Source organism: Bradyrhizobium sp. 22 (assembly GCF_000482425.1).
GTDB classification, from domain to species: Bacteria; Pseudomonadota; Alphaproteobacteria; order Rhizobiales; family Xanthobacteraceae; genus Bradyrhizobium; species Bradyrhizobium japonicum_B.
Map to the genome: position 1 here is coordinate 3494986 of NZ_KI519399.1, position 14252 is coordinate 3509237.

25 protein-coding genes are annotated in these 14252 nt (G+C 64.2%); all 25 read right to left on the bottom strand.

From position 1 onward, the window contains the following. Positions 1-4: 4 nt before the first annotated feature. A complete protein-coding gene (locus K410_RS0117815) occupies positions 5-190 on the bottom strand; it encodes a hypothetical protein (protein ID WP_028136153.1) in 186 nt (61 codons plus the stop codon). A 47-nt stretch (positions 191-237) separates the two neighbouring features. Beyond that, a complete protein-coding gene (locus K410_RS0117820; RefSeq protein WP_028136154.1) occupies positions 238-744 on the bottom strand; it encodes a hypothetical protein in 507 nt (168 codons plus the stop codon). Between the two features lie 11 nt (positions 745-755). Continuing rightward, positions 756-1436, bottom strand: coding sequence for a hypothetical protein (locus K410_RS0117825; protein WP_028136155.1), 681 nt, complete (start codon positions 1434-1436; stop codon positions 756-758). Between the two features lie 32 nt (positions 1437-1468). Further along, positions 1469-2053, bottom strand: a complete 585-nt coding sequence (locus K410_RS0117830; protein ID WP_155253461.1) for an LAGLIDADG family homing endonuclease — start codon at positions 2051-2053, stop codon at positions 1469-1471. Positions 2054-2138: 85 nt separating this feature from the next. After that, the gene (locus K410_RS0117835) at positions 2139-2435 is read right to left on the bottom strand and encodes a hypothetical protein (protein WP_028136157.1); all 297 of its coding nucleotides are present in this window, start codon (positions 2433-2435) and stop codon (positions 2139-2141) included. Between the two features lie 79 nt (positions 2436-2514). Continuing rightward, entirely contained in the window at positions 2515-3711 is a 1197-nt protein-coding gene (locus tag K410_RS0117840) for a hypothetical protein (protein WP_028136158.1), read from the bottom strand. Further along, the gene (locus K410_RS0117845; protein WP_028136159.1) at positions 3701-4081 is read right to left on the bottom strand and encodes a hypothetical protein; all 381 of its coding nucleotides are present in this window, start codon (positions 4079-4081) and stop codon (positions 3701-3703) included. Before K410_RS0117845 ends, K410_RS0117840 begins: the two co-directional genes overlap by 11 nt. Then, a complete protein-coding gene (locus K410_RS0117850) occupies positions 4081-4407 on the bottom strand; it encodes a septal ring lytic transglycosylase RlpA family protein (RefSeq protein WP_049820078.1) in 327 nt (108 codons plus the stop codon). Before K410_RS0117850 ends, K410_RS0117845 begins: the two co-directional genes overlap by 1 nt. Positions 4408-4427: 20 nt before the next feature. Further along, positions 4428-4727 (bottom strand): hypothetical protein, encoded by a 300-nt coding sequence (locus K410_RS0117855; protein WP_155253462.1) that lies wholly within the window; start codon positions 4725-4727, stop codon positions 4428-4430. Between the two features lie 26 nt (positions 4728-4753). After that, positions 4754-4930 (bottom strand): hypothetical protein, encoded by a 177-nt coding sequence (locus K410_RS39585; protein WP_155253463.1) that lies wholly within the window; start codon positions 4928-4930, stop codon positions 4754-4756. A gap of 37 nt (positions 4931-4967) precedes the next feature. Next, entirely contained in the window at positions 4968-5420 is a 453-nt protein-coding gene (locus K410_RS0117865; protein WP_028136162.1) for a hypothetical protein, read from the bottom strand. Beyond that, complete coding sequence (locus K410_RS0117870) at positions 5417-6268, bottom strand: M15 family metallopeptidase (RefSeq protein WP_028136163.1); 852 nt, start codon at positions 6266-6268, stop codon at positions 5417-5419. The genes K410_RS0117865 and K410_RS0117870 overlap by 4 nt, the downstream gene beginning before the upstream one ends. Then, a complete protein-coding gene (locus tag K410_RS0117875; protein ID WP_028136164.1) occupies positions 6246-7964 on the bottom strand; it encodes a portal protein in 1719 nt (572 codons plus the stop codon). The genes K410_RS0117870 and K410_RS0117875 overlap by 23 nt, the downstream gene beginning before the upstream one ends. After that, on the bottom strand, positions 7961-8386 hold the full coding sequence (locus K410_RS0117880; RefSeq protein WP_155253464.1) for a hypothetical protein: 426 nt from the start codon (positions 8384-8386) through the stop codon (positions 7961-7963). The genes K410_RS0117875 and K410_RS0117880 overlap by 4 nt, the downstream gene beginning before the upstream one ends. 90 nt (positions 8387-8476) lie before the next feature. Beyond that, positions 8477-8752, bottom strand: a complete 276-nt coding sequence (locus tag K410_RS36920) for a spike base protein, RCAP_Rcc01079 family (RefSeq protein WP_049820079.1) — start codon at positions 8750-8752, stop codon at positions 8477-8479. 10 nt (positions 8753-8762) lie between these two features. Further along, entirely contained in the window at positions 8763-9350 is a 588-nt protein-coding gene (locus K410_RS0117890; RefSeq protein ID WP_028136166.1) for a hypothetical protein, read from the bottom strand. A 10-nt stretch (positions 9351-9360) separates the two neighbouring features. Then, positions 9361-9699, bottom strand: a complete 339-nt coding sequence (locus K410_RS36925) for a hypothetical protein (RefSeq protein WP_049820080.1) — start codon at positions 9697-9699, stop codon at positions 9361-9363. Between the two features lie 3 nt (positions 9700-9702). Continuing rightward, positions 9703-9873 carry a hypothetical protein gene (locus tag K410_RS39590; RefSeq protein ID WP_155253465.1) on the bottom strand — a complete coding sequence of 57 codons (171 nt, stop codon included), beginning with the start codon at positions 9871-9873 and terminating at the stop codon, positions 9703-9705. A gap of 2 nt (positions 9874-9875) precedes the next feature. Further along, positions 9876-11654 carry a hypothetical protein gene (locus tag K410_RS36930; protein WP_049820081.1) on the bottom strand — a complete coding sequence of 593 codons (1779 nt, stop codon included), beginning with the start codon at positions 11652-11654 and terminating at the stop codon, positions 9876-9878. After that, positions 11654-12160, bottom strand: a complete 507-nt coding sequence (locus K410_RS36935) for an HNH endonuclease (protein ID WP_049820082.1) — start codon at positions 12158-12160, stop codon at positions 11654-11656. The genes K410_RS36930 and K410_RS36935 overlap by 1 nt, the downstream gene beginning before the upstream one ends. After that, positions 12157-12891, bottom strand: coding sequence for a hypothetical protein (locus K410_RS0117915; protein WP_028136167.1), 735 nt, complete (start codon positions 12889-12891; stop codon positions 12157-12159). Before K410_RS0117915 ends, K410_RS36935 begins: the two co-directional genes overlap by 4 nt. Beyond that, a complete protein-coding gene (locus K410_RS0117920; protein WP_155253466.1) occupies positions 12888-13259 on the bottom strand; it encodes a hypothetical protein in 372 nt (123 codons plus the stop codon). Before K410_RS0117920 ends, K410_RS0117915 begins: the two co-directional genes overlap by 4 nt. Positions 13260-13348: 89 nt before the next feature. Then, the gene (locus tag K410_RS0117925; protein ID WP_028136169.1) at positions 13349-13654 is read right to left on the bottom strand and encodes a hypothetical protein; all 306 of its coding nucleotides are present in this window, start codon (positions 13652-13654) and stop codon (positions 13349-13351) included. Continuing rightward, positions 13651-13890, bottom strand: coding sequence for a hypothetical protein (locus tag K410_RS0117930; RefSeq protein WP_028136170.1), 240 nt, complete (start codon positions 13888-13890; stop codon positions 13651-13653). The genes K410_RS0117925 and K410_RS0117930 overlap by 4 nt, the downstream gene beginning before the upstream one ends. Continuing rightward, positions 13890-14240: a hypothetical protein gene (locus tag K410_RS36940; protein WP_049820083.1), complete on the bottom strand. Its 351-nt coding sequence runs from the start codon at positions 14238-14240 to the stop codon at positions 13890-13892. Before K410_RS36940 ends, K410_RS0117930 begins: the two co-directional genes overlap by 1 nt. Positions 14241-14252: the final 12 nt, after the last annotated feature.

Genomic DNA, 14252 nt, shown 5'->3' on the forward strand with positions numbered 1-14252 from the left:
CGGATCAGTCCTCGACGTAGCGGGGCCAGGCGGTGGCCTGCTCCCCAACGGGTGGGCGATAGCCGGTCTCGCGATCGGCGGTGGAAAGCCGCGTAAAGCCGTCGATGCCGGCATTGCCGGTCGTGTCGTCCTTGACGCGGTCGACGGGACGCAGCGGTTTAAGCTGCGTCGGGTACTTGTTGCCGTACATGCGGTCCTCCTGTGAAAAGGGCCCCGAGCGATCGGGGCCCTTTCTGGCTAGAACCAGTCGATCTCGACCGCGACCATGCCCGCACCGGTCTCAGACCCGCCGGAGCCGGGGACGAGGCTGATGAAGAACGCGGTGTCGGCCGGGATGAACGCCTTCTCCAGGGCAACGTGCTCGGAGTAGCGGGTGCTCTGCTTGCCGGGGTTGGTGGCAGCACCAACCTCGTTGACGCTCTGCACCAGCGAAGAGGCGCGGATGATCGGCGTGCCAGTTGCGGTGTAGCCGGTGCCGACGGCCGAACCGAGCCGGAAGCGGCCGTACTCGTTGTCGAGCGAACCGAGATCGCTCGCAGCGTCACCGACGCCGACCTCCGGGACGGTGGTGGTGCCCACCATGTCCTCGGTGATGCGGACCTCGATGTCGCGGACGAGGCCCTTCTTACCCTTCGGACCGATGAAGGTGTAGGACTTGGCCTCGCCGTCGGCGCCGAACTGGATCGCCGTGTCGTTGCCGACCACGTAGCGGATGCGCTCCGCGTTATCGTAGGCTTTGTGCATGTGTCCCTCCGTTAAGCCGCCGAGTCCCACATGACGATGCGCGAGTTGGTCGCGTCGTCATGCACGATCCCGAAGCCGCCGAGGTAGTACCAGGCGATCGCCTTCGAACGACCGAAGTCGCTCGGGATGCTCGCGCGGATTTCCTCGGGGATGCACTGCGCTTCCGCGACGCGATCGGCGCCGAAGAAGAACGCCCAGCTCGACAGGCCGTTGTTCCAGGCGTCAGCGGTGCTGCTCCACGGATCGAAGGTCGTCGAGTCGGCAGCACCACCCTTCGGGATGAAGTTCTGCTCGATGAACCGGGTGCCTTCATAGCGCCCGACCTCGCCGGAGTAGATGTGGCTCAAGCCAGTCTCGGTGTACTGGTTGATCGACTCCAGCGAGTTCTTGAAGGTGCGCAGCGTGGTGACGTGGGTGATGCACCCGTAGTCATCGCCCCGAGCGGTGGGGATGTTGCGCTCCTTCATGGTGTCCACGATCGCCTTCACGTGGCCGGTACCGAGCGCGACGTTGTTGGTCGTCGAGCAGGTGCCGTTGGTGTCCAGCGTGATCGCGGTGGTGGAGTTGCCGCTCTGCGGGCCGGCGCGGAGCATGGTGTTCTTGAACTGCAAGAACGCCTCGATGTCGAAATACTTCTTCGCATCGTCCTTCAGCGTCTTGTCGATGATCGACACGACGTCGTGCTTGGCCATCGCCTTCAGGAGGCCGGTGTACGGGACGGAGTTCAGTGTCCCTCTAACGATTTCTCGCTAGGCTGGACTGTCACTTGCATTCCATCCGCAAAGATGCGGCGGCGAATGCCGTGGTCTTCAGTCTCTGACGTTCCTCTGAGGTTGAGTGCGCGAATCCGTTCTAGGAGAGACAATTCGTACTCTCCGTATGGCTTTCCTTTAGCCTGCTGCGGATCGCCGCGAACTTCGATGAAGTCCAGCAGTATCCGAGCCTGCTCCGCCTTCCCGATCAGATGCGGGAACACAGGGGCCAAAATTCGCTTCGATTTCGCAAGGCCGGCACAGACCGCCCAATACATCGTCCTTCGTCGCGTCACTGCCCGCGAACCGTCAGCAAGCTTCCGGCTGTAACCAGCGGCCTGCGTCTTGATGTGCGGATTAACGCCAAGGAGCTGCATCAGATTTACTGTGCGCTGGATGATCGCCTCGTTTGAGTTGGCGACGATGACCTTCGGGGATAGCCCCATAATTCCGGCCATTCGTCTTGTACCATTTCTTTCGAGTGTGATCGTCCCCTCGCCGTCAATGATGCCGGCGAGCCAAGCTAACTCAACTTCTCGAACATGCGGGTTGCCCATTGTACATCCTTGCTGCTGTTCCAACTGTCGGGGAACAAGGCTTTAGGGTTTTCCTGCAACTACCACGTTATTGGGCAGAGCGCTGTCAATGAAGAATAGCGCTACCCGCTTCCGTGACCGTGAGGCTCTTCTGCGAGACGGTGAACCCGGTCTGCGGGATCGGACCGGTTTCAGAGAGTCGGCGGCCCTGAGTGGAGACGTTCGAGAACACGTCCCAATAGAACCGGGAACCGCGATGCAGTCCCTTGTCGACCGCGTCCTGTGCGTCGCACAGTTGGCGGAATTTGCAGAGCGGCTGAAGCTGCTGGCGGATCGTGTCCGACAATTCGTCGGAGTACAGATAGCCACCTTCAGCAGCAACGCTCCAAAGCTGACCAGCCATGGTCTTGCGTCCTTCTAAGAGGGCGCGCGTTCAGTGTTCCTTTGCTTCAGCGGGTTGCGGAAAGGGGAGGTGGATAAGGTCACACTTGCCCGCGTGCCGCTTTGGCACGCTCGACCGCGGCCTTCCGGCTGTCCATCTGGGACGCCGGAGCGGAGTTGGTCTGAGCAGGCTGCACGTTGGCGCGCTGGGGTTGTTGAGGAATTGCCCGCCGCCGATCGTCACGGTTCAGGTTGACCTGAACGCGCTCCGGGTTGGTGGGCTTTTGGGGTGCGGTCTCCTGGCGAGGAGCCCCGATCTTGGCGAACTCGCGCACGCTGTTGCCGGCGTCTTCCAGCAACTTCGAGACCGAGCGAACCTGTGCGCCGCGCAGCTTGTGCCCCCGATGAAGGTTGGCGAGCTGGGTGGCATCGGTGGGGATCTTGTCGTCAGGCACTCCGATCTTGCGAAGGTCCTCGGCGTAGCCGTCGAGGAGCTCGGCTCGGATGAGCTTCGCTGCACGAGGGTCTTTGGCAAGATCCTCGTTTTTCTTCACAAAGTCGTCGTGGGCTCGCAGGTCAGATGCAACGTCCGCTTGGACGCGATCCTCCCAGCTCACCTGTTTGACTGCAGCCGTGGCTACCTCGGCGATGGTTTTGCCGAGAACTTCCTTGGCCTTGTCGGGGTCGCCATACTGAATCTGCTCGATGGCTTCCTTGAGCGGATCAGCGGGGTTTTGCTGTCCGTCGGTGCCGTCGTCGGCATCAGTGGCGGTGGGTGCGGGGTTGTCGGCGGGGTTTTGCCGGGAGACGTGGACCCGCGTCGTCTCCAAAACTCGTTTGCTCTCCGCGAGGCGTTCCTTCGCCTGCTCGAGGATGTCGTTGGCGGCGGCAGCCTTCTGCGCCAGCGCGATCACTTCCTCTTCGGTGTATTCCTGCTCCTGGCCGTTCACCTTCAGCTTGCGCTTGGACGGTTGGGCCGGGGGCGGCTCGGGAGCTGGCGCCGGCGGCTCCTCTTCGACCTTGCCGGCCTGGCCGTAGACTTGCGAGGGATCGACGAAGTCGCCCGTGGTCTCGACCGGCGGCTCTTTGTCCTCGCGCAGTTTCTTGAACCGCGCCGCGATCGCCGCGCGCGGATCCTGATCGAGGATTTCGGGCTTTGGCGGCTCGGACGGGCGGGGATTGTCGTCGACGGGCGCCGGGTTGAGCGAATGATCAGCGCCGGTCGCTTCGGTGTCCTGATTGATGACCTCGATCTGATCTTCGGGCTTCGAGGTCTGTCCTTGCGTCTCAGTCGTCATCGGTTGCACCGTTGGTTGGGAGTCCAAGTTGGGCAGCGGTCTGTTCGTCGATCACGAGACCGCGGGCTTCCTGCATCTGCAGGTCGTTCAACTGCCGCTCGGCCTCGGGGCCGGCGATCAGCAATTCGTGGAGCCACTTCACGAGATCGTCGAAGCGACGGACCTCGTTCTGCAGCCGGCGGACCTCAGCATGGTCGGCAGCGTCCACCCAGACGAGGGCCGCGAGCGCTTCAGCTGCGCTCTCCTTGGCGGCGTTCAGCACCACCAGAAGCGGCTCGCTGCGCAGCCTCGACGTCAGCTCGACCTCGACCTTCGCGGAAAGCTCGACGTCCCGCCGCAGACCGAGCTTGTAGATGGCGGTCTGATCCATCAGCGGACCTCGACGCGGGCGATACCACCCATGCCCAGCGCGCGGGCGGCGCCCTGGGCGAGATCGATGCACCGGCCCTTGATGAACGGGCCGCGATCGTTGATCCGGCACTGGATTGAGCGTCCGGTCCCGAGATGCGTCACCGTCACCACCTGGCCGAAGGGGCGGCTCTTGTGCGCGCAGGTCATGCCATCGGGGTTGAAGCGCTCGCCGGAGGCGGTGCGCGGCCCGCTCTCGCGGCCGTACCACGAGGCGATGCAGGTCTCGGCATAGGCGGTCGAAACGGAGGCGCAGAGCAGCGCCGCCGCCAGAAGCAGGCGATACATGTAGGTCCTTGGATTACGGGTTAGTGAGAAGCCGCAGCGCGCGCGCTGGCTTCGAGAAATCGATCGAGGCGCTCGCCGAGCCGGTCTATCGCCGCGGTCAAGCGGTCCTCAACCTCGCGCATGGCCTCGCGATGGATGTATTCCTTCGCGATCTGCTCCCGGTAGAGACCGAACGATGCCGACAGGATTGCGACCTTGTCGGACGCATCTTTGGCCGCCAGTTCGGCGTTGGCGGCTTTGCTCTCGGCGGTGGCGATCCTGCTGCCGAAGGTAAGCCAGAATGTTGCGAAGGCGAGACCGAAGCCGGCGACGCCGGCCACGGCGCTGATTGCGGCGAACTCGATATTCACTTCGCCGATCCCTTGCCGACGCGCACGCGCTGTCCCTGCTGGCAAGTGCGGGTCGCCGTGAGATTGTCGTTGGCGGTGCCGAGCGCGACGCGGTACTCGCCGACGGCGAGCTTCGGGTCGGTGCGTTGCGTGATCCTGCCCTCGTCGAGCGGATCAGCCACGTTCGCGGCCAAGTGCTCGCACTCCCGCGACAATTGGAACCCGTTGCTCTTAGCGGGTGGGGCTGCGAAGTGCCCGCAGCCACTCAAGATCATCAGGAGTAAAGGCGCAGATAGCAGCCGGATTCTCCCCATACTTGCCGCGGAATTCATCGAGCTTCCCCTTCGCCTCTGCTGCCTTTTGCTCTGCCTCGGCCTTGAGCCGCTGTGCGTGCTCTGCGGTGGCCTCGGCCGTTTCGATTTGCGAGTTCTTCCAGGCGAGTTCGTTCTTCATCGCCTCGCGCTCGGCGCGCTCGTCGGCGACGCGGAAGCCAATCAGGAAGAAGAGGAGACCGGCGGCGATCGCCTGCACCAGCGCAGCCGCCTTGGCATAGGCGTAAGCCTGGGGCCAGATGCGCTCGATGAACTTCAACGGCCGCGAGACCACGAACGCTGAGACCGCAATCCACGCGATCACGCCGAGCGCCGGGCCCGACGTGGCGATGTCCCAGAAGAGGTCTGTCACGCGATATTCCTCGCGACCCAATCGGCGACGTTCTGCTTGCCGAACAGCCACAGCGCCACACAGAAGGCGACGCCAACGCAGAGCAGGGCGAAGCCGAGCAACAGGGCGGCGAACTGCCAATCTGTCAGCATACCGAGACCGCCAAGCCCAAAGGTGGAGGCAGCGCCCGTCACCCAATTGCGCACGCGACGAAAGAAGCCGGGGCTCGCCGGGGCGGTCGCGGGCGGCGAGACCGGCTCCTCCGCTGGAGGCGGCTCCTGCTCGCCGCCGGCGTGCGGCGGATCAATCGGCTCGGCCTTTGGCGGCTGCTGCTTGGGCTTCACGGGCGGCGGCACCGGCTGCGCGGCGCCGTCGCGTGAGCAGAACTCGAAATGCATCGGATCGGTGCGGCCCTTGTAGTCGCCACCCCAGAGCGCGCCCTGGCGCTTGAAGGCATCGATCACGGACTGAGGCATCGTGCCACGGCCGGTGCCGAAACCATTGTGCGCAGCATCGAAGTCGATCGCCGCGCCATAGGCATGGTTCGACCAACGCGGCGTGCGGCCCTGCGGGTTGCCCGGCTCATAGCCGCGGACGTAGCGCGGGTTGTAGGCGCCTGAATAGTGCGAGATGCGCAGGCGGTCGACCGTGGCTTGGTCTCGGCCGCAAGCCTCCCAGATCTCGTCGAGAGCGGCCTTCAGGGCGTCTGCGGCCTTCCGATGGAACCGGATCGATTTGATGGGCTTGCCGGCATAGTACATCTGGAACGGCGGGACGACGGGCACGAGCTGATTGCCAGGTTCACCCTTTTCCGGATCGCCATAGAACGCGGCGAGCGAGGCCGGATCATCGTGCGGCCATCGAGCCATTGTTCGCTCCGTAGCGCTGAAGCAGCGCGGTCAATTCAGAGATGAGATCGCCGGACGGCTTCTCGGCGGGCTTGTTCTTGAGCTCGGTTTCCCGCTGGCGCATCTCGCGGTCGGCCTCGGTGTTGTGCTGCTGTCGATCGTCGTTGACGCGGTCGCGCTGCATGTTCTCGCGCTCGCTGCGGACCTGATGGACGAGTTGGGCGCGGTCCATCTGCTGCCCATGCACCAGCTCGGCGAAGTCCATCTTCAGGCGCGTGTCGATTTCCTGCGCCTTGGCCTGGTTGACTACAGCCGTGGATCGGTTCTTCTCCGCCTCCGACTTCAGCTTGTCGGCCTGCGCGGCTACGGCAGGGTTCGGCTGCTGCGGCGCGCCGTCCTTGATGAAGCGCTTGCCGCCATCGCGGTAGCCGGACAGGCTGAACGCCTCGTTTGTCAGCTCCTCGAGGTTCGGCACCTTGCGGCCCGCGACCACGTCGGGGTGGTTCTGCCACACCGGGGCAATGACCTTGAGCGCGGTCGCGAAGTTGCCGAGCTTGGTCTGAGGGTTCGAGGCGCCCATGCCGGCGTCGATGCGCAGCGTGACCTGCTCCATCAGAAGCTCGTCGGTGATCTCGGTGATCCCGTGCTTCTGGAACAGCTGGGCCTTGTCGGCGCACAGGCCGAGAATGGTCTTGTCGGACTCGTAATACTGTTCGAGCCGCACGAGCTGGCCCATGACGGGCTCCACCCACGTCTCCACCCAGGTCCGCAGGTCGAACTCCTGCACCGAGTTGGCCGAGGCGGAGATCAGGTTCATGCCGCCGACGGTTTCGTTCAGGCTGCGGTTGGTCTGCACCGTACCCGAATTGAACTGCCCCGCCTGGTCGTCGAAGTCGACGTTCAGCCGCTCCATCTCCGCATAGGCGGAGGAGGGCACCTCCGGGGTCTGTGCGAACTCGATGTCGTCGGCGTCGGTGCGCAGGATGACGCTGTTGGGCCCGCGCCGCTGCAGCGCGCTCAGATCGACCTGCCGGCCGCGCTTGACGAACGTGATCGGCGAGACGTTCTGCTTGACCTGATCGAGGCGCAGGTTGGCGAGGTCGTTGATCTCCTGCTGCAGGGGCTGCCAAGCCTCCACATGCGACATCGGGAAGATGCGATGGGATTTGGACAGGCACGCCGACATGATGAGCGTGTCCTGATGCGCGCCGATCGCAATCCGGAACCACGGGATCGCCGCCTTGCCGGACGTGCGGTCGGTCCGGTAGTTGATCAGCTGCTGCATCAGGTCCGCGTTGGCCTTCTGCACCGGATCGTTCTCGTTGCCCGCCGAGCAGTTGATCGTGTTGACGGTCGAGAACAGCGCGGCCGCGGCGGCAGCGTTGGCCTTGCGGACGGCACCGCGCGTCTTGGGCCGGAACAGCTTCGAGCGGCCCTTGTAGCTGGCCGAGAGGTATTTCGAACCGCTGAAGTGCTGGTTGTGGAACGCCTTGTAGGAGCGGTCCCACGCATCCTTGATCTGGTTGAGCATGAACTGGCCGCCCTGCGTCTCGGCCTGCGAGACGAGATTGAGCCAGTCGATGTCCTTATTCTGCTCCTCCTGAGCGGCGGGAGCGCCGCCGGCCGGTGACAGGGCCGCCTTCTCCGCGCGCGCGAACAGGTTGTCCGGCTTCTCGAAGCCGTCTTCGCCTGGCGGCGTCTCGATGACAGTGGTCATGCCGGCGGCGTGCCCCCATTCTTTACCGCCATCTTCCGCGCTGCGATGAAGGAGGCGACGTCGAGGTTGGAGCGGGGGAGGTTGAACCGCTCAAGGATCTCGCCGCCGGCGCGGATGATCATGGCCGGCGTGATGTCCTCTGAAAGATGGAAGACGTACTTCCATTGGCCGAGCAGCACCGGGATCGAAATCCACGCAATGCCCTGGGCGCTGTCGCATTCGACCACCCAGAAGTGGCCCCGATATTGCGAGAGCAGGACGCGCGTGATCGCCTTGGCCACCATCATGTCCCACTGCGCGCGGGTGTCCTCCTCCTCCGGGAGCAGGCCCTTGCGCTCGTAGCGCGCCTGCAGCTCGACATTGTGCTGTCCGTGAGTGCGATCGGCGATCTCACGGCGAAGGAGGATGTTGTCGGTGTCCATGGTCCTGTTCAGGCCGCCAGCTTCAGGCAGACGCAAGCGATCATGCCCCACATCGCGAGGCTGATTTCGAGATTGAGGCGGTTCACGGGCTCAGTAACCGGCAACGATGTCGGTCGCGGTGGTGCCGGACTTGATGATCTTCTGGACCTGAATCGGGTGCCAGACGCCCGCCACGAGGTTCTTCAGCGTCACTGTGGCGCTGTCGGCATCGTCGGAGAACTGAACCACGACGTTGCCGGAGACGCCGACATAGAGCCCGCGCGTGATGTTCGTGAGCGTCGCATCGGTGGAGGAAATGTCGACGGCAGCTGCGGAGCGGATGCCGGTCGTATCGCCGCGGAGCGCAGCGCCGGGACGGGGTGCCATGGGGTTCTCCTTACAGCGTGGTCGGGATCGTGCGGTAATAGACCCGCAGCTTCAGGTCGGAATCGCCGGTGGCGATCTCGCCCGAGAGGAGGTGCATCACCAAAGGGGTGTTGGACGGGGTGAACGAGTTGACGCCGGAGGCGGCCCGGTACGCCTCGACCGCGCGCGTCTGGGCGGTCGTCTGATCGAGGAAGCCGGTCGTCTCGATGGTGGCGAGGGTGGTGCCGGAGGAATCCGTGTACTTGATCGCCAGATCCTCTCCGGAGGCGATGCCGTCATAGGCGGTTCCGGCTGCCTTGTAGGCGACGGCACCGACCAGCACCAGGGCGAGCCCAGCGCCGGGAGCCGCCACGATGGTCTTGGGCGTCGCGTTGAGCGCAAGTAGTTCGGCCGAGCTGATCGTGACGTCCACGAACTTGATCTGCGATTCAACCGCCTCGACCGCGACGCGCGCGGTTTCGTAGCCGTAGAGCTCGGTGAACATCTCGTTGATGGAGTCCACGATGCGCTTGAAGCTCCAGCCGGCTTCGGCGTTCTCGTCCCGGGTGGTCGGCAGCTTGGTGTGGCTGTCGGGCGTGATCAGAGTGGTCTGCGACATGGTGTGCTCCTCAGCCCTGATCGCCGGCGCGCTCGTTGCCGAGCACGGCGTTCAATTCGTCCATCGCCTCCTGATGAATCGCGTCCATCTTCCGGAGCGCGAGGGCGCCGTTGGTCTCGATGTCGGCGCGCATCTGCTCGGCCTTGGCGAGCGCCTGGCTGCGCACGGTGTCGGCCGCGGCCGTGATGGCCTGCATCGCCTCGCGGAGGCTGGTCGGTTTGCCGTCGGGCATCTTCTTCGCTCCAAGATCGTCGATCGCCTCGGTGAGGAAGCGGTCGAGCTTTTGACCGGCCGCGGCGGGCGGCCTGTAGGGATAGGGGCGTCCGGATCGCGGGGCGCCGGCGGTCATGGTTCAGTCCTCGGCGTAGGGGCCGCGGTTCGCCGGGTTATGGCAAAACTCACGGCCGTTCGAGAACCGGAACTCAACCTGATCGCGCGCCTCGCGCTCGTAGTCGGGATCGCGCTTCAGGATCGCGACCTTCCACGGCACGTTGATGTTGGTCGGCGGAGAGTAGCGGGTCATGGTCAAGCGTCCGGGTAAGCCACTGGCTCAAGCGAAGCGGTCTCGTATTGAATCGCAGGCTTGGGCGAGAGGTCGTAGATGCGCGACGCCGCGTCGATCAGGTCGTCCTTCGGCGAGAACGGGAAGAACATCGCCTCTTCCATGAAGGCGCGCGTCAGGTCGTAGATGTTGCGGTCCTCATCGATCAGCTTGATCGGTTGCACGATGCGGTAGTTCTGGCCCGTCGCTTCCATGGCGCGGTGCTCGCGGAGCGCGCCGAGCAGGGGCCGGTAGACGATCTGGCCGATGTTGTAGCCGGGCGTCTCGCCCTTGGCCTCGGCCTTCTTGGCGTCCTCCTCGGTCCACACGGACCAGAGGGCCTTGCCGTCGATGCCGCCGATCTCCGGGTGGTAGACGATCCCCGGAAGATAGAAGCGGCCGATACGCATGTCGGGCTCGAGCCGCTCGACGCGATCGCGCTTGGAGTGGCCGCCTTCGCGGGGCCAGTTCAGTTCGACGAGCTCGAACGCGACGCCGTCACGCTCCTGCCAATCCTTGATCACCTCGTCCTCGGTCTGGGCGCCGTAGCGCTCATAGCCGACGATGATCACCTGGGTGCCGATGGCGTCGCGCCATTTCGTGTAGAGCTTCTTCAGCGTCGCCCAGCGCTCGGACAGGTTCATGCGGTGCCGCACGCCGTCGAGCAGATATTTGTTGCCGGCGACGTCCACGCCGATCACCGCCATAGCGGTGCGGTCCGATGTCTTGGTCCGCCCCTTCGAGGGGTCCACCATGATGTAGATGTTCATGATGGTCGGCCGGACAGTGTAGGGCCGGAACATCTCGGACTTGAACATCGCTTCGTTGCCCGCGACCGGGTTCTGAAGCATCTGCGCCGACACGGTCGAGCGCTGGGTGTTCTTGATCTCCTCCCAGCGGGCCTGGGAGAGGAACACCGGCTGCCCCTTCAGCGTGCCGTCGATCGTGGCCGGATGCTTGCGGGCCTTGAGCACGCGGCGCTCGAGCACGACGCCATAGGTGTCGGCGAACGAATAGCGCGTGCCTGGCATCCATTTCCGGACGCCTTCGTGGCTGCCCAGATTGTCCGCCAGTTCCCACGCCTCGGTGGTCTTGCGGATCATCTCCGGGTTCGTCACGCTCTCGCGCGTCACCATGTCGTCGTAGATGTGCAGGTCGTAGTGGCGCGAGGTCGGCTGGCCGTCCACGAGGCCATGCGCCTCGATGGTCGACTCCTTCGGGTTTGACCGGCGCTTGACGACGATGCCGCGGTCGAGACCCCAGATCGGGGCTTCCTTGCGCGGCTCGTCCCAGAGCACGTCCGGATAGACCTGCTTCAGGTAGTCGTTGCGCTCGAACTCCTGCATGACCTGCGAGAGAAAGGCCCGCGCGATCGGCTTGGAGTGCGAGAAGATCGCAATCTTGATGTTCGGGTCGGTCAGGATCTCCTGAATTGACCCGGCAAAGGTGATGATCGTGGACTTGTAGTGGAAGCGAGCCCACAGATCGATATGGCCATCCGGCTCTGCCTCGACCTCACGGCAGCGCTCGAACAGCCACGGGTGCAAGCTATCCACCCGTCGACACAATCCGGTGAGAAGAAAATAGCGATCATTAATGCCGAGTAGTGCTCGGCCCTTTAGATCGAGCCCCGGTACGACCTCGCTATAGAATGCGAGGGTCTGATCGTAGTCCATGAACGGAAGGTCGTTGACGATGAAGCGCGCGAGCGCATCATTCGCAGCGGTGAGATACCGCGTTCCCCTCAGTTCCCTTTTCTTCATCACGCCGCACGCGAGAACTCGCCGAAATATGTCTGCGCTGCCTTGCAGTAAGCTGCATGCGCGTCTTCCGCAGTCGCGAAATGGCCTAAGAAAATGCGCTTACGCTTCACCTTAATCTGGGCCACGAATGGCCTAGCGTGGTGAGCCCTCCGTCGCATGAACGTAACGCCCTTAAAGCCCGTACTGTTATTCCGGTTTTCCTTCCGGTTCGCGCCGTTCTGAGAGTCGTCAGCCAGCCGAAAGTTGTTCCAGCGATTTTGCCTTCGGTCTGTGTCGCGATGGTCTATGTGCGCCGATGGCCACTTGCCATTCATGTAGAACCACGCGAGGCGGTGCCCGAGATAGCGCTTCCCATCGACATTGATGCGGACGTAGTCGTCGTTCGACTTCGTGCCAGCGATCGAGCCGGCCTGGACACGATTACTCAGTGTGATGCGCCAGCGGAACACGCCAGTCTCTTGATCGTAGGAGAGAACCTCCTTCAGGCGCTCAAGCGTCAGGCTCATGCAGCGTTCCGCCTCTTGAACGCTGCCAGCGCGTCGGCCAGCGGATCGGCGCTGCCCTGCGGCGAGATCACCTCAGCCTGCCGTCCGTCCGGGCTGATCGTCTTCATGGCGAGCTCGCGCGCGCGACCGATGCGGTCATAGGGCTCGCCGGCGGCCGCAAGGCTCTCAGCGACGGCGAGCTGCAGCTTGCCGACGGCTTCGGGGGCCTGCGCGATCAGCGCCGGCGCCATCTCTCCCAGGACCGCCTCGATGATGATCGCGGTCTTGAGCGTCTGCTTGGCCGCCATCGAAAGCAGCATCTCGTCGGTCGGATCGCCTTCGATCGCATCGCGGATCGCCTTCAGACGCGCGCGGGCGGCATTCGCTTCAGGGTCCGGCTGCTCTCCCTCGGCGCGCGGCGCCTCCTGCTCGGGCGGCGGCAGGGCCTTGAACGCGGCGTTGACCACATCCTCGGCTTTGGAGCGCGGATCACCGGTCAGGGCCGGCGTGGCGTCATCGAGCGCTTTGCGGACCCTCTTCAGATTGTCCTTGGCGGAGCCGGCGGCCTTCTGCGTCTTCCACGGCGCGCCTTTCGCCTGGGCCTCCTGCTGCCACTTGTTGATAGTGCGATAGCTCGGCGTGGCGTAGCCCGCCGCCTTCAGCTTCTGCTCGACCCTCCGAACGGAGGGGTCAACCATCTCCTCCCAGGTCGCTCGCGCGATCTCCGGGGTCGCGATCTTCTTCTCGGTCACGTCAGCGGCCCCGGCATAAAACAGTACGTCACTCGGCCGTATGCCGTGTCGACGTACCACCAGACGGCGGAGCCGACGGGGTTGGGGCCTTTGAGAACCTTGTAGCTCTCGATGGTGTGCCCCTCGACGACAACCGATCCGTCTTCCTTGATCACGTAGTCGCCGTAGAAGCGGTGCCCGTCGGACTCGTCGCAGCAAGACATGCCGACGGAATTGCGCTGCTGCGAGAACCATTCCTTGTGGGGCGAATTGGCGTAGCGGCCATCAAGATCGCGGGCGGGTGCAGGTCCGACCGTGATCGCGAGTAGCAGCAAGACGGCGGAGGCAACACCCATGAAAATCATCACGGCTTTGCCGAATGGGCTCATGGTCGTCTCCAAAAGGATTGGGCCCGCAAGGCCGATCCGGGGGCGGATGTTGATGCCTTGCGGGCCCGGGACAGCGTGGGGACGCTGAACTAAAGGGCGTTGCTGATGCGGGCGAGCTCGCGGCCGAACCCGTTATTGATCTCGCTCAGTTGATCCAGGCGCACGCGCAGTTTGCCCAGCAAGCCATCTGGATCGCTTTGCACGGCCGTCAGCCCGAGAGCATTGGCGGGAGCTGGCGGAGGTGCACCGTGCAGGCGGTCGGCAATGCCGCTGGCCCGCTCGAGATGCTGGTCGAGGACTTTCAGTTCGTTGCTGATCTGCTCGATCAACTCCGGCAAGCTGTCGCTCAGACGCGCGTTGTTGATGCTCGCGTCGGCGTTGGCGAATTTGCTCACTTCAAGGCTCCTAGCACCTGCGGCGGGGGCGGCCTCAGAGAGACCTTGATCTCACCGGCGCAAACCCGCAGGCCAACCTTGCGCGAGATGAGGGTGTTGGCGGTGTCCATGTCGCCGGCGCGCAGCGCAGCCTTGATGCCGACGTTCGCCACCGCGATCTCGCGGGCGATGCGCTCCGGCGTCCAGGCGCGGATCAACACGCCGCCGGCCGGGAAGGGGAACGGCTTGCGCAGCATCAAGCGTCGCGGGTCTGCGGCGCGGTGGCAGCGCGGGCAGCAGCCTCGGCGGCTTCCGTCTTCGCGGCTTGTCCGAGCTGGTAGGGCATCCAGTGCCACTGGCCTTCGCCGTCGCCACGATTGCGCGACGTCGCCCAGAGCGTGTCCTCGCCGTCGAGCATGACCTTCAGGTTCACGCAGGCGTCGGGCGTGGAGCCCCATACAGCAACGATCATTGCCGGCAACACGGCGCCAGCCCTGGGTTCGTTCCCCGCGAAGGCGCGGCCGCGCTGCTTGTGGATGCTGATGACGTCGTTGTCACACAGGCGATACAGGACGATGCGACCGATCGTTGGCACGATCTCGGACATGGTAGGCTCCGG

Coding starts and splice junctions, on each gene's coding strand:
- K410_RS0117815 (WP_028136153.1), bottom strand. CDS start 190: ATGTACGGCAACAAGTACCCGACGCAGCTTAAACCGCTGCGTCCCGTC.
- K410_RS0117820 (WP_028136154.1), bottom strand. CDS start 744: ATGCACAAAGCCTACGATAACGCGGAGCGCATCCGCTACGTGGTCGGC.
- K410_RS0117825 (WP_028136155.1), bottom strand. CDS start 1,436: ATGGCCAAGCACGACGTCGTGTCGATCATCGACAAGACGCTGAAGGAC.
- K410_RS0117830 (WP_155253461.1), bottom strand. CDS start 2,053: ATGGGCAACCCGCATGTTCGAGAAGTTGAGTTAGCTTGGCTCGCCGGC.
- K410_RS0117835 (WP_028136157.1), bottom strand. CDS start 2,435: ATGGCTGGTCAGCTTTGGAGCGTTGCTGCTGAAGGTGGCTATCTGTAC.
- K410_RS0117840 (WP_028136158.1), bottom strand. CDS start 3,711: ATGACGACTGAGACGCAAGGACAGACCTCGAAGCCCGAAGATCAGATC.
- K410_RS0117845 (WP_028136159.1), bottom strand. CDS start 4,081: ATGGATCAGACCGCCATCTACAAGCTCGGTCTGCGGCGGGACGTCGAG.
- K410_RS0117850 (WP_049820078.1), bottom strand. CDS start 4,407: ATGTATCGCCTGCTTCTGGCGGCGGCGCTGCTCTGCGCCTCCGTTTCG.
- K410_RS0117870 (WP_028136163.1), bottom strand. CDS start 6,268: ATGGCTCGATGGCCGCACGATGATCCGGCCTCGCTCGCCGCGTTCTAT.
- K410_RS0117875 (WP_028136164.1), bottom strand. CDS start 7,964: ATGACCACTGTCATCGAGACGCCGCCAGGCGAAGACGGCTTCGAGAAG.
- K410_RS0117880 (WP_155253464.1), bottom strand. CDS start 8,386: ATGGACACCGACAACATCCTCCTTCGCCGTGAGATCGCCGATCGCACT.
- K410_RS36920 (WP_049820079.1), bottom strand. CDS start 8,752: ATGGCACCCCGTCCCGGCGCTGCGCTCCGCGGCGATACGACCGGCATC.
- K410_RS0117890 (WP_028136166.1), bottom strand. CDS start 9,350: ATGTCGCAGACCACTCTGATCACGCCCGACAGCCACACCAAGCTGCCG.
- K410_RS36925 (WP_049820080.1), bottom strand. CDS start 9,699: ATGACCGCCGGCGCCCCGCGATCCGGACGCCCCTATCCCTACAGGCCG.
- K410_RS39590 (WP_155253465.1), bottom strand. CDS start 9,873: ATGACCCGCTACTCTCCGCCGACCAACATCAACGTGCCGTGGAAGGTC.
- K410_RS36930 (WP_049820081.1), bottom strand. CDS start 11,654: ATGAAGAAAAGGGAACTGAGGGGAACGCGGTATCTCACCGCTGCGAAT.
- K410_RS36935 (WP_049820082.1), bottom strand. CDS start 12,160: ATGAGCCTGACGCTTGAGCGCCTGAAGGAGGTTCTCTCCTACGATCAA.
- K410_RS0117920 (WP_155253466.1), bottom strand. CDS start 13,259: ATGAGCCCATTCGGCAAAGCCGTGATGATTTTCATGGGTGTTGCCTCC.
- K410_RS0117930 (WP_028136170.1), bottom strand. CDS start 13,890: ATGCTGCGCAAGCCGTTCCCCTTCCCGGCCGGCGGCGTGTTGATCCGC.
- K410_RS36940 (WP_049820083.1), bottom strand. CDS start 14,240: ATGTCCGAGATCGTGCCAACGATCGGTCGCATCGTCCTGTATCGCCTG.